Raw genomic sequence first — 21,256 nt, 5'->3', positions numbered from 1 at the left:
GGCGAGGGCAAGCCCGCGCCTACAAGGGCTCTATTACTCCACTTTAGCTGTTTCTACCTTTTCGGACGCCGACCATACGCGATAACGCACCTCGACACCTTTGGGCACGTAGACCACCACCGGCAGCTTGCTGTTGTAGCGCAGCATGAAGCCTTCGCCGATTACCGGCACGAAGGCCTTGGTTTTCTTGCCATCCGGGCAGGCCATCAGGGTGCTGGCCGGACCGCCGACTGTTTCCAGCCGGTAGTAGCTGTAGCCCCAGCCTTCCAGGGTTTTTTCTTCCAGGGTTCCGGCCAGACGCTGACGATTGCAGTCTACCTCAAGGGTTTTGCCAGCCAGAATCTCCAGCTTGTGGGCCGATTCATCTGCCTGCGCGGGCAGGCGAATGACCTGGCGGGTGAAGCCTTGTTCCGCCTCAGGATAGGGCGCGACGTCCTTGAGCGTGGCCGCCATTGCCGGAACGGCGGCGGCCAGGGTCAGGGAGAAGATCGCGGTCAGTGGGAATGGGCGCATACGGCCTCCTTGCAATTGAACGAATGCAAGACCGCGCCAGGCCCACCGCCAACCCTCACTGGGCCAGCCAGCCACCATCGACGTTCCAGGCGGCGCCGCGGACCTGGCTTGCGGCCTCGCTGCACAGGAACAATACCAGCTCACCCAGATGCTGGGGGGTGACGAACGCCAAAGAAGGTTGTTTTTCGGCGAGCAAATCGTGCTGCGCTTGCTGCGGATCGGCCCCGGCCGCGGCGCGATCGTCGATCTGCTTCTGCACCAGCGGGGTCAACACCCAACCGGGGCAGATGGCGTTGCAGGTGACATTGCTGGTAGCGGTTTCCAGCCCCACCACCTTGGTCAGGCCGATCACGCCATGTTTGGCAGCCACATACGCGGCCTTGCCAGTAGAGCCCACCAAGCCATGCACCGAAGCGATATTGACGATCCGCCCCCAGTTGCGCGCACGCATGCCGGGCAAGGCCAGACGCGTGCCATGAAACACCGCCGAGAGGTTCAGGGCAATGATCTTGTCCCAGCTTTCGAGGGGAAAGTTCTCGACCGGGGCGACGTGCTGGATCCCGGCGTTATTGACGAGGATATCGACCCCGCCAAAGTCGCGCTCAGCCAGGGCGAACAGGTCTTCAATCTGCGTGACCTGGGACAAGTCTGCCAGGTGATGGGCAACCTTCACCCCGTGGCGGGCGATCTCGGCCAGTGCCGGCGCCGGATCGCCAAAGCCGTTGAGGATGATGTTCGCCCCAGCGCCTGCCAGCACTTGGGCAATGCCCAGGCCGATGCCGCTGGTGGAACCGGTGACGAGTGCAGTTTTGCCAGTCAGTGTCATGCAAAAGCTCCTTAGACGATGCCGGTGGCGTAGAAAGTCGCGATGACCACGAAAACCGCCAGGGTCTTGATCAGGGTAATCCCAAAAATATCTTTGTAGGCTTCGCGGTGGGTCAGGCCGGTGACGGCCAGCAACGTGATCACCGCGCCGTTGTGCGGCAGGGTGTCCATGCCGCCACTGGCCATCGCCGCCACCCGGTGCAGCACTTCAAGCGGGATGTTGGCGGCGTTGGCCGCTGCGATGAAACTGTCGCCCATCGCCGCCAGGGCAATACTCATCCCGCCTGATGCCGAGCCAGTGATGCCCGCCAGCAAGGTCACGGTGATGGCTTCGTTGACCAGCGGATTAGGGATACCGCGTAGCGCATCGGCCAGCACCAAGAAGCCCGGCAGCGAGGCGATCACCGCACCGAAGCCGTATTCCGATGCGGTGTTCATGGCAGCGAGCAAGGCGCCGCTGACAGCGCTTTTGGTGCCCTCGGCCAGGCGCTGGCGGATTGCGCCGAAGGCGCACACCAGCACCATCAAGATGCCCACCAGCAAGGCCGCCTGCACCGCCCAGATCGCGGTCAGCTTGGCCACATCGCTCTGCACTGGCGCGGCCATCCCCGGCAGTTGCAGGCTATGGCTGCTGCCGTACCACTGGGGGATCCAGTGGGTGAACAGCAGGTTCATCACCCCCACCAGCAGCAGCGGGGCGAGTGCCAGCAGCGGGTTGGGCAGGGCCAGGTCGTCAGCGGTTTCTGGCTCATTGCGCAGTTCGCTGCCATAGCCTTCGCCGGCGCGCTGAGCCTTGTTGCGTTGGCGCTGCAGGTAGAGCATGCCGGTACAGAACACGAAGATTGTGCCAATCAAGCCCAGCCAGGGCGCGGCCCAGGCCGTGGTGTTGAAGAAGGTGCTGGGGATGATGTTCTGGATTTGTGGCGTGCCGGGCAGGGCGTCCATGGTGAAGGAGAACGCACCCAGGGCAATGGTCGCTGGGATCAGGCGTTTAGGGATATTGCTCTGGCGGAACATTTCCGCAGCGAACGGGTACACCGCGAACACCACCACGAACAGCGACACACCGCCATAGGTGAGCAGGGCGCAGACCAGCACGATCACCAGCATGGCCTGGCGGGTGCCCAGTAGGCGGATGGCGGCGGCAACGATCGAGCGAGAGAAGCCAGACAGCTCGATCAGCTTGCCGAACACCGCGCCGAGCAGAAATACCGGGAAGTACAGTTTGATGAAGCCGACCATTTTTTCCATGAACACGCCGGTGAAAGCGGGGGCAACAGCAGAAGGGTCGGTGAGCAGCACCGCGCCGAGGGCGGCGATGGGGGCGAAGAGGATTACGCTGTAGCCGCGGTAGGCGGCGAGCATCAGCAGCGCGAGGGCTGCCAAGGCGATGAGCACAGTCATCGGGTCTATCTCCTGGGTGAATCTTGTTTTTATGGGTTTGGAGGGGATAGCGGGAATCGTGCCAGTTGCTTAAGTGATTGATTTATATGTGTTTATCTTTTAGCTCAGGAATGTATGTCTCTGATTTGAGATTGTTGGGGCTGCTTTGCAGCCCATCGGAGCGGTTCGTCGGGGCGCCGAACCGCTCCGATGGGCCGCAACGCGGCCCCAACGCTGCGGTCTCTAACTATAGATCGCCAATCTCATTATTGAGACAAAACCCCCAGCGCGACCATCTTCTTGTATAACGTCGACCGTCCCACCCCCAGGCTCTGCGCCGTTTGCGGCACATTCCCGGCACAACGCGCCAAGGCCTCGACAATCACCTTACGCTCAAACTGCTCACACGCTTCGCGCAGGTTCAACGCAACCGGCGCCCCTTCCACAACCAGCAGAGGCCCTAGCGCTTCCTGCAAATCACACAACCCCAAGCGCGGCTGATCCGCCAACAGCGTCGCCCGCTCCAGCACGTTACGCAGCTCACGAATATTGCCCGGCCAGGCATGGCGCATCAGCAAGGCCTGCGCCTCATCTTCAAGCTCATACTGACTGCCCAAATCCGCCAGAATCGCCTCACACAGTGCCGGCAGGTCATCCAGACGCTCACGCAGCGGCGGCACCTGGATCGGCAGCACGTTCAGCCGGTAGTACAAATCCGCACGGAACCGGCCTTCGGCCATGGCTGCCTGCAGATCGATGGACGTTGCAGCGATGATCCGCACATCGCTGCGCAGCATCTGGTTGGAGCCGACCGGCTCGTACTCTTTCTCTTGCAGCACCCGCAGCAGCTTGCTCTGTAATGCCAGCGGCATATCGCCGATCTCATCGAGAAACAGCGTGCCGCCTTCGGCCAATTGCAGCTTGCCGGAACGGCCCTTGCGCTCGGCGCCGGTAAAGGCACCCGGCGCGGTGCCAAAGAACTCGGCCTCAAGCAGCGTTTCAGGAATCGCGGCGCTGTTGATGCTGACAAAGGCCTTGTGTGCCCTGGCCGAGGCGGCGTGGATGGCGTGGGCCAGCAGCTCCTTGCCGGTGCCGGTTTCACCCAGCAGCAACACCGGCGAATCACTGTTGGCGCCACGCCGGGCACGGCGTTTGGCTTCAAGGCTGGCTGGGCTGGTGCCGACGAACTGGGCGAAGGTGTACTTGGCCTGGCGCGCCCGCAACTGCGAACGGGTCGATGCCAGTTCCTGCTGCATGCTCGAATAACGTTTGAGCAGCGGTGACAAGCTGCGCAGTTCATCGAACAAGGCAAAGCCAATCGCCCCGATCAGCTTGCCCTGGTCGTCATGAATCGGCAGGCGCATGACCACCAAGGGTTCATTGGGCGTATCGAGCATATCCAGCAGGATCGGCTTGCCATCGCTGACCACCTCGCGCATCAGGCTACCGGGAATCACCGCCTCGCACGGCTGGCCAATGGCACTGGCAGCGTCCGGCAGGCCAAAGCGGCGGGCGTAGCGCTCGTTCATCCAGACGATGCGCGCCTGGCGGTCGACGATCACCGTGCCTTCGCTGGACTGCTCGATGATCTCGAACAGCGAACGGATCGCCAACTGGCGTACTTGGGGATAGTCCTTGAGGCTGTCGCTGTCGTGCATGGGGAGGCCTGGATAGGTGGAGCATGATTAAAGGTTTGTCAGTCGTAGCGGGTTGCCTGTTTCGCGGGCAAGCCCGCTCCATCAGGGAGCGCAGCGATCCGCTTGCCAGTGCTGAGCCTGTTACCTGCGCGGGTCGAACGCCTCGCGCAGGGCATCACCCATGAATACCAGCAACGAGAGAATCAAGGCCAGGGCAAAGAACGCGGTGAAGCCTAGCCAAGGCGCCTCCAGATGCTGCTTGCCCTGAGTCACCAACTCGCCCAGCGAGGCGCTGCCAGCAGGCATGCCGAAACCGAGGAAATCCAGGGCGGTGAGGGTGGTGATGGCGCCGGTGAGCATGAACGGGATGAGCGTCAGGGTGGCATTCATGGCATTGGGCAGGATATGCCGCAGCATGATCTGGCTGTCCGCCAGGCCCAGCGCACGGGCCGCCTTGACGTACTCAAGGTTGCGCCCGCGCAGGAACTCTGCACGTACCACATCGACCAGGGTCAGCCAGGAAAACAACGCCATGATCCCCAGCAGCCACCAGAAATCCGGCTCGACAAAGCCGCTGAGGATGATCAGCAAATACAGCACCGGCAACCCCGACCAGACCTCCAACAAGCGCTGCCCGAGCAAGTCGACCCAACCGCCGTGATAGCCCTGCAAGGCCCCGGCAAGCAGCCCGATCAGCACACTGACAACCGTCAGGGCGAAAGCGAACAGCAGCGATACCCGCGTGCCATACAGCACCCGCGCCAGCACATCGCGCCCCTGATCATCGGTGCCCAGCCAGTTAGCGGTGGACGGCGGGCTGGGTGTCGGCACTTGCAAGTCGTAGTTGGGGGTATCGGCACTGAACGGGATCGGGGCAAACAGCATCCATCCCCCTTGGCCCTCGATCAGCTCGCGTACGTACTGGCTGCGATAGTCCGGCTGGAACGGCAATTGCCCGCCAAACGCCTGCTCGGTGTAACGCTTGAGCGCCGGTACGTACAGCTCGCCCTTGTAAGACAGCAGCAGCGGTTTGTCGTTGGCCACCAGCTCAGCGCCCAGGCTCAGCAGCAACAGCCCGGCAAACAGCCACAGGGAAATCCAGCCGCGACGATTGTCGCGAAAGCGTCGCAGGCGGCGTCGCGAGACAGGCGAGAGCATCAGTGCGCCCTCGTGTCGAAGTCGATACGCGGATCGAGCAGGGTGTAGCACAGGTCACCGATCAAGCGAATCAGCAGCCCGGCCAGGGTGAAGATGAACAGCGTGCCGAACACCACCGGATAGTCGCGTGATACAGCGGCCTCGTAGCTCATCCGCCCCAGGCCATCGAGCGAGAAGATCACTTCGATCAGCAAGGAGCCTGCGAAAAACACCGTGATCAACGCCTGCGGCACTCCAGCCACCACCAGCAGCATGGCATTGCGCAGCACATGCCCATACAGCACCCGCCGCTCGCTCAGGCCCTTGGCGCGGGCGGTGACCACGTACTGACGGGAAATCTCATCGAGAAAGGCATTTTTGGTCAGCAGGGTCAGCGTCGCGAAACCGCCGATCACCAAGGCGCCGACTGGCAGCACCAAGTGCCAGAAGTAATCCGCGACTTTGCCCAGCAAGCTGAGCTGGTCGAAGTTTTCCGAGACCAGCCCGCGCACCGGGAACCAGTTCAGCGACGTGCCGCCCGCGAACAGCACGATCAACAGCAAGGCGAACAGGAACGAGGGCAGGGCATAGCCAATCACGATCAGCGCACTGCTCCAGGCGTCGAACCGACTGCCGTGGTGCACGGCTTTGCGAATGCCCAGGGGGATGGACACCAGGTAGGTGATCAGCGTCGCCCAAAAGCCCAGCGACAGGGTCACCGGTAGTTTTTCCAGGATCAGCTCGGTGACCTTGGCGCCGCGAAAGAAACTGTTGCCAAAGTCGAGCCTGGCGTACTGGCCGAGCATCAACCAAAGGCGTTCCGGGGCGGTCTTGTCGAAACCGTACTGGCGCTTGATCTCTTCGATCAGCTTTGGGTCCAGCCCGCGGGTCGCCCGCGATTCCCCCTGGAGCGTCTCGACCCGTGCCCCAGGTGCGCCACCGCCAATACCTTGCAGACGCGCGACTGCTTGCTCCACGGGGCCACCAGGCGCTGCCTGGACGATGGCGAAGTTGACCAGCAGGATCGCCAGCAAGGTGGGAATGATCAACAACAGCCGGCGCAGGATGTAGGTCGTCATGGCGAAGTCTTCCGGCGCTCGGCCATCTGTTCGTTGGTCAGGGCGGTGGGGCTGATTTCCCACCAGGTATCCAGGCCTTCGTCATAGCTCGCTTGCACCTTGGGCAGGCCGAAGCGATTCCACCACACGGTCGAGCTGCCGGGCGGGTAGTAGTTGGGGATCCAGTAGTAGTTCCATTGCAGCACCCGGTCCAGGGCGTGGGCGTAGCGCAACATGCTCGCCTGGCTGTCGGCCCGCACCAGGCCATCGAGCAGGGTGTCCACGGCAGGGTCCTTGAGCACCATGAGGTTGTTCGAGCCCGGGTCGTTGGCCGACGCCGAGCCAAAGTAGTTGTATAGCTCAGCGCCCGGCGACAGGGTGACTGGGTAGCCGGTGACGATCATGTCGTAGTCGCGCGCCATCACCCGGTTGATGTATTGCGCCGAGTCGACGTTGCGGATGTTCAGGGTGATGCCGATCTGTGCCAGGTTGCGCTTCCACGGCAGCAACAACCGCTCAAGGCCAGACTGGCCGTTGAGGAAGGTAAACTCCAGTGGCTCGCCCTGGGCGTTCACCAGGCGATCCCCCTCGGGCTGCCAACCCGCGCGTTGCAGCAGCTGCAACGCTTGCAACTGCTGTGGGCGGATGATCCCGGAGGCATCGGTGACCGGCGCGCTGAAGACTGTGCTGAACACCTCATCCGGCACCTGGCCGCGCAGCGGTTCCAGCAACTTCAGTTCTTCGGCATCCGGCAGTTGCCGCGCGGCCAGGGGGGTATTGGAGAACACGCTCTGCTGGCGGATGTACATCTTGCGCATCATCTGCCGGTTGCTCCATTCGAAATCCCAGAGCATGGCCAGCGCCTGGCGGGTGCGACGGTCCTTGAACATGGCGTGGTCCAGGTTGAACACAAAACCCTGGGCGGTCTGTGGCTTGGCAGGCCCCAGGTGTGCACGTTGCAAGCGGCCATCGTCGAGTTGCGCGCCGTTGTAGCCAATGGTGTAGGCGGTGGCGGAAAACTCGCGGTTGTAATCGTAGCCACCGCCCCGCAATACCTGGCGCGCGACTTCGGTATCGCCGAAAAACTCGATGCGGATACGTTCGAAGTTATAGCGCCCACGGCTGACCGGCAGGTCTTTGGCCCACCAATTGGCATCGCGCTCGAAGGTAATGCTGCGCCCGTTGTCGATCCGGCCAATACGATAAGGCCCACTGCCAACGGGTTTGCTGAAGCCTGCGCCATTGGCGAAGTCACGCTGTTGCCAATCGTGCTCGGGCAAAACCGGCAGACTGGCCAGATCCAAGGGCAGGGTACGGCCATGAGGCTGCTTGAAATCAAAGCGCACGCGCTGCGGGCCTTCGACCGTCACCTTGGCGACTTCAGCGAACTGGGTGCGGAATTTCAGGCTGCCCTTGCTCATCAGCAGCTCGAAGGTAAAACGCACATCCTCGGCACGCACCGGCTTGCCATCGGCGAAGGTCGCGCGCGGATCGAGGTCAAAGCGCAGCCAGGCATCGTCCGGTCCACGCTCCATGCGACGGGCGATCAGCCCATAAACGGTATAAGGCTCATCGAACGAACGCACTGCCAGCGGTGCATACAGCCAGCCATCGACTTCACTGACGCCGGTGCCTTTGTCGATGTAAGGCAAAATGTGGTCGAACTGACCGATCTCGATCGCCGAGCGGCGCAGCGAACCGCCCTTGGGGGCATCGGGATTGACGTAATCGAAGTGGCGGAACGCTTCGGCGTAGCGGGGGGGGTCGCCATAGACCGTGAGTGCGTGTGAAGCACCGGCATAGGCGCTGGATGACTGCACCAGCAGACCGACCAGCAACCCGCGCCAGGCGCATTTCCCCAAACGACTCAGCACCTTGTAGGAGCGGGCTTGCCCCGCGATAGCGCCAGCAAAGTCACCACAGTTACCAGCCGGATCACCCTCGACGGAGCACCCCACCCCCACAGGCTGCATAGCGTTCCTGAGGAACAATCGCCGATCAGTCCTGACGGCTGGTCACTTCCAACAGGTGGTAACCGAACTGAGTCTTGACCGGGCCTTGCACGACGTTGATCGGCGCGCTGAACACCACGGTGTCGAATTCCTTGACCATCTGGCCTGGGCCGAACGAGCCCAGGTCACCGCCTTGGCGGCTGGACGGGCAGGTCGAGTTGGCTTTGGCAACTTCGGCGAAATCGGCACCCGCTTCGATCTGGGCTTTGAGTTCGTTGCACTTCTCTTCGCTGGCAACCAGGATGTGACGGGCAGTGGCGCGGGCCATGGGGTAACTCCTTGTGAGAAAAGGCACAGGGTAGCCTAATCGCTGCGTTTTGACAGCTGGGCTGTGGTGCGGACCTAGCATTTTTGCCAGTTGTTGGTTTTGCGGCGCGGCATCAGATTGGCCGTTAGAGCACCGCCGCTCTTCGCCCAGGAAACGCTGCCATGACCGATCTGAAAGCTTTCGATGCGATGTACCAAAAGAAGCAAGAAGCTGCCAACAATCCGACAAGTGCCCAACCCACGCCAACCCCAGTTGAGGAACCCTCCGTTGAACCCTCGCAACCAGACAGTGAGCCTAAAATTGAAGGCAGGATGCACTTCGGCCTGACTTTCCTGGAACCTGAACGATCCCATCGGTTGCTGGAGGGGGAAGCAGCAATCGAAACAATGAAGTCGACCTATGCTTCAGTTGTAGCAAGACAGGCGACTAACCGCGCATTGACGGTATCCACCCAGCAGGAGCCAGACGGTTTCGGGCCAGCGGTACCGACAGTGTTTGTCTTGATCGGCACTGAAGATGACCCGGTTATCGGGCTCAATCTGGCTGGCGTGCTGGGGCGCCACCTCGATCCCGATACCAACCAAGCAGTCGTGGGTTTACAGGTGGCTCTCAGACCGTTCGAAGGCCGGTCGACCCAGCACACTTACCAGCTGTTCTGGCATGAAGCAGGCATCGTCAATCCTGCTCCGGTATTGACCGTGCCGGTCCGGGCTGGGCAAGAACAGGAAACTATTCTGGCGGTTATTCCGGCAGCCGCTGCGGTAGTCGGTAACGGCTTGTGGTATCTCAGGGTCACCACTGCCGGGGTTGGCAACCCAATTGAAACTGTACCGCTCGATGTGTTCTATAAGGACACTGTGCCCGGCGGTGTCGACGACAGTCCTGCTGCAACGCACCCGGGCTTACTGGCGCCCACACTGACGCTTCCGCCGCAGCTGGTACCCGAGTCACAGATTGCCGTCACCATTGCGCCGTATGTGAATCTAACTGCGGGCGATGTCATCAGTCTGTTCATCGGCAACGTGGTGATCAGCCATACGGTGTTGGCAAGCCAAGTCAACACGGGCCAACCGTTGGTACTGATGGTCTCCAGCACTGCGCTGGAACCTATCCAGAGTCTGGACACGGTAACGGTGTTCTGGAGGGTGGTCGACCTGGTGCTCAACCCTCAGCCCAAACCCTCCCAATCAACACTGCTCAGGCCCAATTTCAGCGATGGACGACTTGGTGTCCCGCTGCTGCTGATCGACAACGTGCGGCAGGATACTGAAATTCATCTGGACGAGCTTGGCAGGCAAGATCTTCAGGTCCGCATTCGCGCGACCAGCCCACCGTTTTTGACTTCAGATCAAATCGTCACCAGCTATGAAATCACCTCCAGCGATGGGCAATCGGTCCTAAGCAGAAACCTACCCATCTTGCCAGTCGGTGACGCAGTGGGAGGGGACCATGACAGTGCAATCCCCAATGCTGATCTACTGCTTGGCGCCGCCGGTCAGTTGTGGGTCAACTATGTGCAGTTACGTAACGGCGCTCAGATCGATCGTTCGCCGCGCATCAGCCGGTTTATCAGAGCTGCGGTTCGTCGTCTGCCGGCGCCCGTCGTACGCGAAGCCCGGGGGCTGTTGCTAGCCGCCAATCTGCCTGAACTGACGGTCGAGCTGCGCTGGCCGACGATCAGTCTGCAGGAGCGGGTTACAGTCGTGCTCGATGGCACGTCGGCCGCTAACCGGAGCTTCCAGAGTACATTTGCATTTCCCATCGATAGCCGGGATGTCGAGAGCGGGGTCAAAGTTGTAAGGCTCAATGCGTCTGGGATGTTGGCTGATTTGAATGGTGGCCGGCTGACGGTAAGTTACCGAGTGCAGCAAGGCGAGGCTGAGCCGGTGTCGTCCGCAGTGCTTAACTTGCTGGTGGGTGATCAAGTGGCATTGCTACCCGCTCCTTCAGTGCAGGGGCTGAGCCAGAACAGAACCTTACCCTCCACTAGCAGCGCTACCGTCACGATCACCTACGACGGCATGAGCTCGGAAGATTTTGTAAGTCTGGTGTTGGTACCGTCGAGGAGTGCAACTCATACCATCGAACAGTCTGGCTCTACAACGCCGGTGTCGATCACCGTTATGCAAGATGTCGTTGCCAGCTGGCTGAATGAAGTAGTGCAGGTCTTCTACACAGTGAGAGATCGCACTGGTCGCGTACGTCTATCGCAGCAAGAGACGATGATCGTTGCCGACCCTCAACCTTTGAACCTGGTGCGCCCAGAGTCGCCGCTTGCTGTCGGTGGGCTGCTCGCTCCAGCCGTGATTCCAGAGATGCCCGGTGCAACCTTTACCGTGAATTTCCCCGGGATGCTCCCGCTGGATCAAGTGCAATTATTGGTGAGCGGTGTTGGTTCACATGCCAGCGCAGTTCAAACCGTCAGCCGTCCTGGGCCGCTCACGTTTGTTGTTCCTCGAAACGTCATTTTGTCCAGTCTACTGAAGACCGTACGGGTCTATTACACCTTGACTCGAAACGGGCAAGCTCCTCAGCATTCAGCCCAATTAGACTTATTGGTCAACCCACCGCTGATGGTGGATCAACGTCGGCTGGTGCTTAATGGCATTTCTGTAAAAATGCCAGGTTGGACAAGAACCGGGGCGGACTCTATTAATAACACCGCCGTTAGGGCCGCGACTGGTGGACAAGCACCCTACACCTACAGTTCTAGCAATCCTGCGGTTGCATCAGTGACCTCTACCGGGCGCGTGGTGGGAGAAAGAAATGGAAGTGCAACCATCACTATTGCAGATGCAAGAGGAACACGGGTCTCCTATCAGGTGCAGGTGAGTAACGTCTACACTCTGGTAGTCAACACCGGCAAGCTTAGTGACGCTCAGTTCAATACCTGGCTGAGACAGACGGGTGTGCATCTGAGCCACCCAATGAGCTATGACATCGCTCGAGTGTATGGCGCCATGCAGCTGAGCCAGTTTACCTGGTTAAGCGTTCCTCCAAATACTCCGCGATATTGGTGGTTCTTCCACACAACCACTCGCGCCAGCGCTGCCTGGGGCGCTGATGGTGGCCCACACCAGCGCTTGAATGGAGTCTGCGCGAGGCTGTACAACGCCTAAATGCAGCTAAGCAGCACCCGCAACCGCCCGACAGCAGTGCGGGTGCTTTTGGGCCAAGGCTCAAGCACCCTGGCGGGCGAGTTTGCTCGCTGCAGTCGTGAGAAGTTGCGCTGTTTTGTCCCAACCCAAACAACCATCAGTGATGGACACACCGTATTTCAACGGTGTTTTGCCCAGCGCCTGGCACCCATCGAACAAATGCCCCTCGAGCATCACCCCTACCAACGACGTATCGCCTGCTAAGCGTTGCGCCAGCACCTGTTCGAACACCGCCGGCTGCCTGGCCGGATCCTTGCCACTGTTGGCATGGCTGCAGTCCACCATGATCCGCGCCGCCAGGCCGACCTTGGCCAAGCCAATGCGTGCCTGAGCCACGCTATCGGCATCGTAGTTCGGCCCTTTGTGGCCACCGCGCAGCACCAGGTGTGTATCAGGATTGCCCAGCGTCTCGATGATCGCCGGGTAGCCTTGCGCATCCATCCCGAAGTGGCGATGCGGGTGCGCCGCGCTGCGCATGGCATCGCAAGCAATGCCAATACCGCCATCGGTGCCATTCTTGAAGCCCACTGGCAACTCAAGCCCACTGACCATCTCGCGGTGAATCTGCGATTCGGTAGTGCGCGCACCAATCGCGGCCCAGCCCAGCAGATCATCGAAGTAGCCAGCAGCCATCGGTTGTAGCAGCTCGGTGGCAATCGGCAGCCCGCGTTCGAGCATGTTCAGCATCAAGCCACGGGAGAGGGCGATACCGGCGTGCATGTCGTCGCTGCCATCGAGGTGCGGATCGTAGGCCAGGCCTTTCCAGCCGACCGTGGTGCGCGGTTTTTCCACGTAGGCGCGCATCACCAGCAGCAACTGGTCATCGACCTCACGGCTCAAGGCGGCGAGGCGGTCAGCGTATTCCAGGGCTGAACGTGGGTCGTGGATCGAGCACGGGCCAACCACGACCAGCAGGCGCGAATCGCGGCCTTCAAGAATATTGCGGATGGCCTGGCGGTGCTGCTGCACTTGCTGGGCGAGCTCGCTGGAGAGCGGCATCTGCTGCTTGAGCAGGTGTGGGCTGGGTAGACGCTGGCTGACGGTGGTGTTGGCAGCTTGCGGTTGGGTCAGGGGCAGGGCGAGGTTGGAGGCTTGCATGGCGTATTGTTCCCTGGGCGGACGGCGGGTTGATGCCCGCGCAGTCGGCCCTATCGAGGTGTTCGACAGATCGTCAAATGGGGTTGTTGTGCGGCATTGCCACCACGAATCGACCGAACGGAGGCGGCAGGCTGGCCCGAACGGGATTGGCTAAATCGCCAGGCGCAGGTGCTTGGGTAGGCGTAGGTGGCGTAGTTCATCGATCTGTCCTCAGGTGCAATCTGTGTGTTTTTCAAAGGTCTGGAAAAGCAAAACCCCCGGTCGGGGAGCCGACCGGGGGTTGAGTATTCTCGTATTCGGCGGCCCCTCGAAGAGTGGGCGCCGTTGGGGTATCAGCGGCGCCTAGTGGCTAAACCAATACCCAAAATAAAAGCTGGCAACGGACGAGCAGCCGACAACGGCCAGCACGCGGCGCAGGATGCGAGCGGTGTGGTTGGCGTGGTCGTGGATGCTGTGGCTCATGTTGCTCTCCAGTGAATGAGCCCGAGCTTACTGCACCTGTAACAAGGTGTTCAATGGATAAATGCTATCGGCGCAATGATTTTTCTGACACACCATTGCGCTCAAAACCAGCAAGGCCCCCTGTAGGAGCGGGCTTGCCCGCGAATAGGCACTAAGGTTCACCGGCGCAGATAAGCACTGAAATCGATATCCCCAGCACTGAGAATCGCCTGCACGCGGTTATGCACATTGAGCTTGCGCAAAATCGCCGAGACATGCGCCTTGACCGTGGTCTCGGCGATATCCAGGTTGTAGGCGATCTGCTTGTTCGACTCGCCCTTGGTCATCCGCTCGAGCACCAGCAGTTGCTTGCGCGTCAGCGCCTGCAGCAGCTCCGGGGCAAAGCCGTGGTGCTCGCTGGTCGTGCGGCGGCTGCCCGGTTTCTGGGTGCGGATGATGTCCGGTGGCAGGTAGACGTTGCCGTTGAGAATCTGCTCGATCGCCTCGGTCATCTGCGAGCGCGGCGAGGACTTGGTGATAAATCCCACCGCGCCATAGGTGATCGCCTGCAACACCACTTGCTTGTCCTGTTCGGCTGACACGATCACCACCGGAATGGTCGGGGCTTCGTTGCGCAGGTTCATCAACCCGCCCAGCCCATGCATGCCCGGCATGTTCAGATCCAGCAGGATCAAGTCCAGATCATCGTGTTCACCGGTCAGGGCCAGGGCGCTGTCGAGGTCGGCGGTCTCCATCACTTCGCTACCGGGAAAGCCATCGGCGATCACATTGTGGATGGCCTCGCGAAACAACGGGTGATCGTCGGCAATGAGGATCTTGTACATGGCTGTGCACCTTATTGTTGTATGTGTGCTCGCACGCAAGGGGCAAATTGCTCGGCAGCCCTTGTTATGCCGCTATTAAGAGCCGGTAGCAAGGCTTTGTGAATGCGACCATCGCCAGGCAAACCAGTACCAAAGTAGTAGAGGGTGGCAGGCGCGCTACTTCTAGCATGGGGCGACACCTTTGCGCAGGAGCAGCACCCCATGGCCATTTTGCTGGTGGACGATCATCCGCTGCTGCGCATCGGCCTGGCGGCGACCCTGGCCCAGGCGATGCCCGAGATGCGAGTGCTGCAGGCCGACAGTGGCGAGGCGGCCCTGGCCCAGGTCCAGGCCCAGGTGCCGGGGCTGGTGATCATGGACTTCGATTTGCCCGGCATCAGCGGATTGGAAACTACCAAGCGACTGCGCCAGCGCCTGCCGCAGTTACGCGTGCTGTTTCTCAGTGAACATACCGAGCTTGGCTTGGTACGTCAGGCCCTGGCAGCGGGGGCGTGTGGGTTCTTGTCCAAGCAGGTGGCGCCGCAGGTGTTGCTCGAAGCGGTGCAGCGAACCTTGGCTGGACATGCCTATATCGAGCAAGCCTTGGCGACCGCGCTGGCTTGCCAGCCGCGTCAGCATGGAGAGGACCGTTTGCAGGGATTGACCCAGCGCGAAACGGAGATTTTCCTGATGCTGGCCAAGGGCACGGCGGTACGCACTATCGCCGAGCAGCTGTGTATCAGCAGCAAGACCGTGTCCAATCACCTGACCTTGCTCAAGAGCAAATTGCAGGTCAGTTGCCAGGCCGAACTGGTGCACCTGGCCATCGAGGCGGGGTTGCTGCGGGTTGCCGCCTGAGGGGTGTCAATACAGGCCTCTTCGCGGGCAAGCCCGCTCCTACAGGCTTAGCGGCAGCATCAAGATCAGCGCGGTACCTGTGGGAGATTCTATGGTTATGGGCAAGCCAATCATTGAATCCTGCCTGCGCTGAAGCGTTCTCCAAACGATGCTCACAGCCCGGTGTGGTGGTGGCAACACGGGCCTCTTCGCGGGCAAGCCCGCTCCTACAGGCACCCCGTTGAGTTCGAAGCCAGGGCGGTACCTGTGGGAGCGGGCTTGCCCGCGAAGAGGCCGCAACTGACTCACCAAGCCGCTTCACTGCCAAGAATCCGGGCAGCCCTGGCAACCTTCCATATTGCTGTCCTGGAAATTCGCATAGTGCTGCCGCGTCCCGCGCAGGTCGGCATTCTCAAGGTTGCTCTCGCCAAACTTGGCCTCCTGCAAATTGGCATCGGCCAGGCTCGCACCCTTGAGGTCAGCCTTGCTCAGCCAGGTCATTTCCAGGTCGGCCGCCTTCAGCGAGGTGCCATGCAGCTTGGCCCCCGACAGCCTGGCGAACTCCAGGTAGGCCGCAGACAGGTCGGCTTTTTCGAAGTTGGCACCCTGGGCAAACATCCCCCAGGCCTGGACCGCGACCAGTGTCGCCCCTTGCAGCTGGGCCAGGCGCAGGTTGCTCTGTTGCAGGCTGGCACGGGTCAGGTTGGCGCCGCGCAGATCGGCTTTTTCCAGATTGGCCAGATCAAGCCGGGCATGGCGCAGATTGGCCTCGCGCAGGTCAGCGCCGGACAGGTCCATCTTGCGCAGGTCCTGGTTGTTCAAGTCGGCGCCCCGCAGGTTGGCGTTGGGGCATTTGCTTTCTGCGGCGATGACGCAGCCATTGATCGTCAGCGGCGCGTCGGCCTGGTCGTCGGCGAAGGCGCTGGGGAGCAGTAGCAGCAGGGCCAGTGGCAGGTAGTTCATGACAGGCTCCAGGGTTTCAAATGTGCAGGAGCGGCGGTGCGCCGCTCCTGCAGGGGAGGTGTGAATCGGTGATCTAGCTCAGCGCTGAGCGGTCTTGGTGTCCCACGCAGGGATCTTGAACACCCAGAACGATCCACCCTGCGCCACCGGCTTGGTCAGCTCGGCCATGTCGCCACCCCACAGCGGCACCGCGCCGCCGTAGCCCACGGTCACACCGATGTACTGCTCACCATCCTGCTCCCAAGTGATAGGCGGGGAGACGATGCCGCTGCCGGTCTGGAACTTCCACAGCTCATCGCCGGTTTTGGCGTTGAAGGCCTTGAAGTAGCCGTCACCGGTGCCGGTGAACACCAGGTTGCCCTTGGTTGCCAGCACCCCGGCCCACAGCGGCAAGCGCTCCTTGTGCTCCCAGACCATCTTGCCGGTGGTCGGGTCCATGGCGCGCAGCGAGCCTACGTGGTCCTCGTACATGCGCTTGATCCGAAAGCCCATGCCCAGGTACGCCGAGCCCTTCTTGTAGTTGACCTCTTCGGTCCAATACTCTTCTTTCCACTGGTTGGACGGTACATAGAACAGGCCGGTGTCCTGGCTGTAAGCCATGGGGTTCCAGTTCTTGCCGCCGAGGAACGGCGGCGACACTTCCACGGGCTTGCCCTTGGTCTGCCCAGGCTCCGGCTTGGCCGGGCGCTGACCTTCATTTTCCACCGGGCGGCCGGTTTTCAGGTCGATATGGCTGGCCCAGGTGATGTTGTCGGCGAACGGGAAGGCGTTTTTCAGCTTGCCGTTGCTGCGATCGACCACATAGAAGAAGCCGTTGCGGTCGGCGTGGGCGGTGGCCTTGAACTGCTTGCCGTCCTTGTCCTTGTAGTCGAACAGCACCAGCTCGTTGTTACCCGAGAAGTCCCAGGCATCGTTGGGGGTGTGCTGGTAGAACCACTTGACCTCACCGGTGGTGGGGTCGACCCCGACCTGGCCTGAGGTGTACAGGCTGTCGTAGTCGTGCGGGTTGCCGTCCTTTGAGGTGCGCGCCCAGGTGTTCCAGGGGCCGGGGTTACCGGCACCGACGATGATGGTGTTGGTTTCGGCATCGAAACTGGCGCTCTGCCAAGGCGCGCCGCCACCGTGGCTCCAGGCCTCGACCTTGCCGGTCTCGGTGCTCGGATCATCCGGCCAGGAGGGCGCCTTGACGTCGCCGGTGGGCGTGCTGTCCTTACCATTGAGGCGGCCCATGTGGCCTTCGACGAAGGGCCGCATCCATACCTCTTCACCGGTGTCCGGGTCACGTGCATACAGCTGGCCGACCACACCGAACTCATCGCCAGAACTGCCATGGATCAACAGCACCTTGCCGCTCTTCTGGTCTTTGACGATGGTCGGGGCGCCGGTCATGGTGTAGCCAGCGCTGTGGTCGCCGAACTTCTTGTTCCACACCACCTTGCCGGTGTCCTTGTTCAGCGCGACCAAGCGTGCATCGAGGGTGCCGAAGTAGATCTTGTCGCCATAGATGGCCGCGCCGCGGTTGACCACGTCACAGCAGGGGCGAATGTTGTCCGGCAGGCGGTGGTTGTAGGTCCACAGGCGCTTGCCGGTCTTGGCGTCGAGGGCAAATACCCGCGAGTAGGAGCCGGTGACGTAGATCACCCCGTCGTTGACGATGGCCTGGGACTCCTGGCCGCGCTGTTTCTCATCGCCGAAGGAGAACGACCAGGCTGGCGTGAGCTTGAACACGTTCTGCTCGTTGACCTGCGCCAGCGGGCTCCAGCGCTGGGCGTTGGTGCCCATGCCGTACTGCAGCACGTTGTTGGTGGTCTTGTGGTCGTCGGCGATGTCTTCCCAGGTGACCGGCTTGGCCTGGGCGGTACCGCCAATGGCCAGGCTCGCCAGCAGCAGGGCAGCAGAAAGGGGCGAAAGCATGGCGGGTAACGTTCTTGTTGTCATGGTGGAGTTCCCAGTGAGGTTGTGGCCTGCATAGCCTGGAACGCCACCGCGCGGCGAGATACGGAAATCTTCCCGGCCATTACGGGAAAACTTCCCAGGGCGGGCATGATTTGGCACTGCCCCGCACGGGCTACGACCAAGGGAGGAGGGCGCGGCCACCAAAGCAGCATGGGGGCCGGCCTGGCCGCTTTCTAGGATGCTCCAACCGCCTCGCTCTCAGAGGTGGCGCGTGCACTCTCAGAAGTCGAGGCCAGAACAATGACAATCGTGAAAAACGCCTGCAAATCCACCCTGCTGATGCTTGGCCTGTGCGCTGCCGGCGCTGCCAGCGCCCATGGCAACGTCACCCCAACGGCAGTCAATACCGAAGGGCTGGAGCCGCTTGGCAGCGAATGGCGCGCCGAAAACCCGTATCGCGACAGCAAGGATCACGACAAGGCGGTGTCCATCGGTGCGTCGGCGTATAACCAGAACTGCGCGGCATGCCATGGCCTGGAGGCCAAGTCGGGCGGGATTGCCCCGGATCTGCGCATGCTCGATGAAGGCGCGGCGGGGGATGAGTGGTTTGTCGAGCGCGTGCGCAATGGCGCGGTACGCGATGGGCGGGTGTATATGCCCAAGATGGCGGATTTTCTCAGCCAGGAGGCGTTGTGGGCAGTGCGTACCTACCTGGACAGTGTGCATGTGACGGAATGATTGCGGCAGGGCCGGCCTCATCGCGGGACAAGCCCGCCCCCCCAGCGGGTAGGCGCGGGCCGGCCCCGCAATGAGGCCGGTAGGTGTTGCGCCTACAACGGATAGTTCTTCAGTTCCCGCGCAATCAGCATCCGTTGAATCTCGCTCGACCCTTCATAAATCTGGGTAATCCGCGCATCCCGGTAATAGCGCTCCACCGGGTAGTCCTCCAGATAGCCATAGCCACCATGTACCTGAATCGCCATCGAGCACACCCGCTCAGCCATCTCCGAGGCGAACAGCTTGGCCTGTGAGGCCTCCGACAAGCACGGCTTGCCGGCACTGCGCAGACGCGCGGCATGCAAGATCAACAGGCGCGTGGCATTGATCTGCACCTGCATGTCCGCCAGCAGGTTGGCGATGCTCTGGTGCTCATTGATCGGCTTGCCAAACTGGATGCGATCACGCGAGTAGACCAGCGCTGCTTCAAATGCGGCGCGGGCAATACCCAATGCTTGCGCAGCGATGCCGATGCGCCCGCCTTCCAGGTTGGACAGGGCAATCGCCAGCCCCTTGCCGCGTTCACCGAGCAGGTTGGCAGCGGGAATGCGGCAGTTGTCCAACGTCACCGCACAGGTATCGGAGGCGCGAATGCCCATCTTGTGCTCGCTGCGATCAACCTTGAAGCCAGGGTTGTCGGTGGGCACCAGGAAGGCTGACAGGCCCTTCTTGCCAAGCTCCGGGTCCGTCACCGCGAACACAATCGCCAAGCCGGCGCGACGGGCATTGCTGACAAACTGCTTGGCGCCGTTGATCACCCACTGGCCATCCACCAGCTCGGCGCGGGTGCGCAGGTTGTGCGCCTCGGAACCGGCCTGGGGTTCGGTCAGGCAGAAGCAACCAATGACTTCGCCGCTGGCCAGGCGTGGCAGCCAGGCCTGTTGCTGTTCAGGCGTGCCGTAGGCGAGCAGCGGCCCGCAGCCGACCGAGTTGTGGATGCTCATCAAGGCGCCCGTGGCGCCGTCACCTGCGGCAATCTCTTCAACCGCCAGGGCATAGGCGACGTAATCGGTGTAGCTGCCGCCAAAGTCTTCCGGAACGACCATGCCCAGCAGGCCCAACTCGCCCATCTTGCGCACCACGCCATCATCGATCCAGGCGGCTTTTTCCCAGGCCTGGGCATGCGGGGCGATCTCGCCACGGGCAAAGTCCCGGGCCATATCGCGGATCATGATTTGCTCTTCGCTCAGTTCCAGGTCTTGCATCTGCGTACTCCCGGCCTTACAGGCCTTCGAAGAATTGGTCGACTCGGGCCTGTTGCAGCTGCTTGAGGCTCGGTGGATTCCAGCGGGGCTGCTTGTCCTTGTCGATGATCAGCGCGCGCACACCTTCGATGAGGTCGCCGTATTCGAACCACTGGCGGTCCAGGTGCAGCTCCATGGCAAAGCAGTCCTCCAGCCCCAGATGGCGACCACGGCGCAACATCTGCAGGGTAACCGCCATTGCCAGCGGCGAGCGGCTTTCCAGCTGGTCGGCGGTGGCCAGTGCCCATTGATGGCTGTCGCCAATGGTCACCGCACGCAGTTGCTCGATGATGCTGGCCAGGTCGGGCTGGGCGAAGAAGTGATCGATCACTGGGCGCAGCCTGGCCAGCGGCGCGTCGTCGAGGACCTGGGTGCCAAGCTTGGCCAGCAGGCCCTGGAGGTCTTTTAGCGGATGCTCGCCGAAGCTGATGCGCTCCAGTGCTTGATCCAGGGCCGATAGCTTGTCGCTGGCCAGGTACCAGTCGGCCAGACCGCAATACAAGGCATCGGCCGCCTGGATCTGCGCGCCACTGACGCCCAGGTAAGTACCTAGCTCGCCGGGAATGCGCGACAGGAAATAGCTGCCGCCGACATCCGGGAAGTAACCGATGGCAGTCTCCGGCATACCTAAACGGCTGCGCTCGGTGACCACCCGCAGGTCGGCGCCCTGGGCCAGGCCCATGCCACCGCCCAAGGTGTAGCCGTCCATCAGCACCAGTACCGGCTTGCGGTAGCGGTGGATGCACTGGTCGAGGGCGTACTCCTCGACGAAGAACTGCTCGTGCAGCGTGCTACCGGCCTTGAAGCTGTCATACAGCGAGCGGATATCGCCGCCGGCGCAAAAGCCCTTGGGGCCTTCGCCACGCAGGACAATGGCCTGCACCTGGCTGTCATCGGCCCAGGCGTCCAAGTGCTGCTGCAGGCTGCGCACCATATCCAGGGTCAGGGCATTGAGGCCGGCGGGGCGGTTGAGGGTGAGGTGGCCAATCTGATTGCGGACTTCGGCCAAGACATGATCCGTTGCCGAAATGTGAGCATGCGCGGTCATCGCGTTCTCCCTGCTTTGTTATTGATTTTCCAAGTGAAGTCTGGAGTGCGCTGGAGGATCGGGGGATCCTGTCATGCGATTTTGCCTTGCACAATCGACAAATATGCAGGGCCTGCTTGCATTTTTGCCTTAAAGGC

At 61.5% G+C, this 21,256-nt stretch carries 17 protein-coding genes; 3 read left to right on the top strand and 14 right to left on the bottom strand.

The features are described 5' to 3' along the window. Positions 1 to 33 precede the first annotated feature (33 nt). The 8 genes from eco to AAZU54_RS09235 form a co-directional block, all read right to left on the bottom strand. Positions 34 to 513: a serine protease inhibitor ecotin gene (eco, locus tag AAZU54_RS09270; RefSeq protein WP_186554431.1), complete on the bottom strand. Its 480-nt coding sequence runs from the start codon at positions 511 to 513 to the stop codon at positions 34 to 36. A gap of 55 nt (positions 514 to 568) precedes the next feature. Continuing rightward, positions 569 to 1,339, bottom strand: a complete 771-nt coding sequence (gene hbdH / locus AAZU54_RS09265) for a 3-hydroxybutyrate dehydrogenase (RefSeq protein ID WP_434727041.1) — start codon at positions 1,337 to 1,339, stop codon at positions 569 to 571. An 11-nt stretch (positions 1,340 to 1,350) separates the two neighbouring features. Further along, complete coding sequence (locus tag AAZU54_RS09260) at positions 1,351 to 2,742, bottom strand: GntP family permease (RefSeq protein WP_186554433.1); 1,392 nt, start codon at positions 2,740 to 2,742, stop codon at positions 1,351 to 1,353. 245 nt (positions 2,743 to 2,987) lie between these two features. Next, a complete protein-coding gene (locus AAZU54_RS09255) occupies positions 2,988 to 4,379 on the bottom strand; it encodes a sigma-54 interaction domain-containing protein (protein WP_312152504.1) in 1,392 nt (463 codons plus the stop codon). Between the two features lie 120 nt (positions 4,380 to 4,499). Continuing rightward, positions 4,500 to 5,516 (bottom strand): ABC transporter permease, encoded by a 1,017-nt coding sequence (locus AAZU54_RS09250; RefSeq protein ID WP_405130089.1) that lies wholly within the window; start codon positions 5,514 to 5,516, stop codon positions 4,500 to 4,502. Further along, positions 5,516 to 6,574 (bottom strand): microcin C ABC transporter permease YejB, encoded by a 1,059-nt coding sequence (locus AAZU54_RS09245; protein ID WP_186554436.1) that lies wholly within the window; start codon positions 6,572 to 6,574, stop codon positions 5,516 to 5,518. Before AAZU54_RS09245 ends, AAZU54_RS09250 begins: the two co-directional genes overlap by 1 nt. Continuing rightward, on the bottom strand, positions 6,571 to 8,526 hold the full coding sequence (locus AAZU54_RS09240) for an extracellular solute-binding protein (RefSeq protein ID WP_434727040.1): 1,956 nt from the start codon (positions 8,524 to 8,526) through the stop codon (positions 6,571 to 6,573). The genes AAZU54_RS09245 and AAZU54_RS09240 overlap by 4 nt, the downstream gene beginning before the upstream one ends. A 25-nt stretch (positions 8,527 to 8,551) precedes the next feature. Continuing rightward, positions 8,552 to 8,833: a peptidylprolyl isomerase gene (locus AAZU54_RS09235; RefSeq protein ID WP_186554437.1), complete on the bottom strand. Its 282-nt coding sequence runs from the start codon at positions 8,831 to 8,833 to the stop codon at positions 8,552 to 8,554. A 161-nt stretch (positions 8,834 to 8,994) separates the two neighbouring features. Here AAZU54_RS09235 and AAZU54_RS09230 point away from each other — a divergent pair, with 161 nt between their 5' ends. Further along, the gene (locus AAZU54_RS09230) at positions 8,995 to 11,952 is read left to right on the top strand and encodes an Ig-like domain-containing protein (protein WP_434727039.1); all 2,958 of its coding nucleotides are present in this window, start codon (positions 8,995 to 8,997) and stop codon (positions 11,950 to 11,952) included. A gap of 60 nt (positions 11,953 to 12,012) precedes the next feature. Here the strand turns inward: AAZU54_RS09230 and AAZU54_RS09225 are convergent, their stop codons facing one another. Beyond that, complete coding sequence (locus AAZU54_RS09225; protein WP_186554439.1) at positions 12,013 to 13,089, bottom strand: 3-deoxy-7-phosphoheptulonate synthase; 1,077 nt, start codon at positions 13,087 to 13,089, stop codon at positions 12,013 to 12,015. A gap of 620 nt (positions 13,090 to 13,709) precedes the next feature. Then, positions 13,710 to 14,375: a response regulator transcription factor gene (locus tag AAZU54_RS09220; RefSeq protein ID WP_186554440.1), complete on the bottom strand. Its 666-nt coding sequence runs from the start codon at positions 14,373 to 14,375 to the stop codon at positions 13,710 to 13,712. A gap of 201 nt (positions 14,376 to 14,576) precedes the next feature. Between AAZU54_RS09220 and AAZU54_RS09215 the strand changes: the two genes are divergently transcribed. Next, positions 14,577 to 15,212, top strand: a complete 636-nt coding sequence (locus tag AAZU54_RS09215; RefSeq protein ID WP_434727038.1) for a response regulator — start codon at positions 14,577 to 14,579, stop codon at positions 15,210 to 15,212. Between the two features lie 297 nt (positions 15,213 to 15,509). Here the strand turns inward: AAZU54_RS09215 and AAZU54_RS09210 are convergent, their stop codons facing one another. Together AAZU54_RS09210 and exaA are read right to left on the bottom strand one after the other, a co-directional pair. After that, positions 15,510 to 16,154, bottom strand: coding sequence for a pentapeptide repeat-containing protein (locus AAZU54_RS09210; protein WP_186554442.1), 645 nt, complete (start codon positions 16,152 to 16,154; stop codon positions 15,510 to 15,512). Positions 16,155 to 16,232: 78 nt separating this feature from the next. Beyond that, positions 16,233 to 18,092 (bottom strand): quinoprotein ethanol dehydrogenase, encoded by a 1,860-nt coding sequence (gene exaA / locus AAZU54_RS09205; RefSeq protein ID WP_186554443.1) that lies wholly within the window; start codon positions 18,090 to 18,092, stop codon positions 16,233 to 16,235. Between the two features lie 297 nt (positions 18,093 to 18,389). Between exaA and pedF the strand changes: the two genes are divergently transcribed. Then, on the top strand, positions 18,390 to 18,788 hold the full coding sequence (gene pedF, locus AAZU54_RS09200; RefSeq protein ID WP_372353281.1) for a cytochrome c-550 PedF: 399 nt from the start codon (positions 18,390 to 18,392) through the stop codon (positions 18,786 to 18,788). Between the two features lie 92 nt (positions 18,789 to 18,880). On the opposite strand, the gene AAZU54_RS09195 is transcribed toward pedF, so the two are convergent. Continuing rightward, on the bottom strand, positions 18,881 to 20,032 hold the full coding sequence (locus tag AAZU54_RS09195; RefSeq protein WP_186554445.1) for an acyl-CoA dehydrogenase family protein: 1,152 nt from the start codon (positions 20,030 to 20,032) through the stop codon (positions 18,881 to 18,883). A gap of 16 nt (positions 20,033 to 20,048) precedes the next feature. Then, on the bottom strand, positions 20,049 to 21,119 hold the full coding sequence (locus AAZU54_RS09190; RefSeq protein ID WP_186554446.1) for an enoyl-CoA hydratase/isomerase family protein: 1,071 nt from the start codon (positions 21,117 to 21,119) through the stop codon (positions 20,049 to 20,051). Positions 21,120 to 21,256: the final 137 nt, after the last annotated feature.

The organism is Pseudomonas sp. Je.1.5.c (assembly GCF_051129895.1).
Classification (GTDB): domain Bacteria; phylum Pseudomonadota; class Gammaproteobacteria; order Pseudomonadales; family Pseudomonadaceae; genus Aquipseudomonas; species Aquipseudomonas urmiensis.
This window is presented reverse-complemented; position numbering and strand designations above follow the sequence as displayed.

Excerpts from the sequence above, each read along its gene's own strand:
- eco (WP_186554431.1), bottom strand. The coding sequence starts at position 513 with ATGCGCCCATTCCCACTGACCGCGATCTTCTCCCTGACCCTGGCCGCC.
- hbdH (WP_434727041.1), bottom strand. The coding sequence starts at position 1,339 with ATGACACTGACTGGCAAAACTGCACTCGTCACCGGTTCCACCAGCGGC.
- AAZU54_RS09260 (WP_186554433.1), bottom strand. The coding sequence starts at position 2,742 with ATGACTGTGCTCATCGCCTTGGCAGCCCTCGCGCTGCTGATGCTCGCC.
- AAZU54_RS09255 (WP_312152504.1), bottom strand. The coding sequence starts at position 4,379 with ATGCACGACAGCGACAGCCTCAAGGACTATCCCCAAGTACGCCAGTTG.
- AAZU54_RS09250 (WP_405130089.1), bottom strand. The coding sequence starts at position 5,516 with ATGCTCTCGCCTGTCTCGCGACGCCGCCTGCGACGCTTTCGCGACAAT.
- AAZU54_RS09245 (WP_186554436.1), bottom strand. The coding sequence starts at position 6,574 with ATGACGACCTACATCCTGCGCCGGCTGTTGTTGATCATTCCCACCTTG.
- AAZU54_RS09240 (WP_434727040.1), bottom strand. The coding sequence starts at position 8,526 with ATGCAGCCTGTGGGGGTGGGGTGCTCCGTCGAGGGTGATCCGGCTGGT.
- AAZU54_RS09235 (WP_186554437.1), bottom strand. The coding sequence starts at position 8,833 with ATGGCCCGCGCCACTGCCCGTCACATCCTGGTTGCCAGCGAAGAGAAG.
- AAZU54_RS09230 (WP_434727039.1), top strand. The coding sequence starts at position 8,995 with ATGACCGATCTGAAAGCTTTCGATGCGATGTACCAAAAGAAGCAAGAA.
- AAZU54_RS09225 (WP_186554439.1), bottom strand. The coding sequence starts at position 13,089 with ATGCAAGCCTCCAACCTCGCCCTGCCCCTGACCCAACCGCAAGCTGCC.
- AAZU54_RS09220 (WP_186554440.1), bottom strand. The coding sequence starts at position 14,375 with ATGTACAAGATCCTCATTGCCGACGATCACCCGTTGTTTCGCGAGGCC.
- AAZU54_RS09215 (WP_434727038.1), top strand. The coding sequence starts at position 14,577 with ATGGCCATTTTGCTGGTGGACGATCATCCGCTGCTGCGCATCGGCCTG.
- AAZU54_RS09210 (WP_186554442.1), bottom strand. The coding sequence starts at position 16,154 with ATGAACTACCTGCCACTGGCCCTGCTGCTACTGCTCCCCAGCGCCTTC.
- exaA (WP_186554443.1), bottom strand. The coding sequence starts at position 18,092 with ATGACAACAAGAACGTTACCCGCCATGCTTTCGCCCCTTTCTGCTGCC.
- pedF (WP_372353281.1), top strand. The coding sequence starts at position 18,390 with ATGCTTGGCCTGTGCGCTGCCGGCGCTGCCAGCGCCCATGGCAACGTC.
- AAZU54_RS09195 (WP_186554445.1), bottom strand. The coding sequence starts at position 20,032 with ATGCAAGACCTGGAACTGAGCGAAGAGCAAATCATGATCCGCGATATG.
- AAZU54_RS09190 (WP_186554446.1), bottom strand. The coding sequence starts at position 21,119 with ATGACCGCGCATGCTCACATTTCGGCAACGGATCATGTCTTGGCCGAA.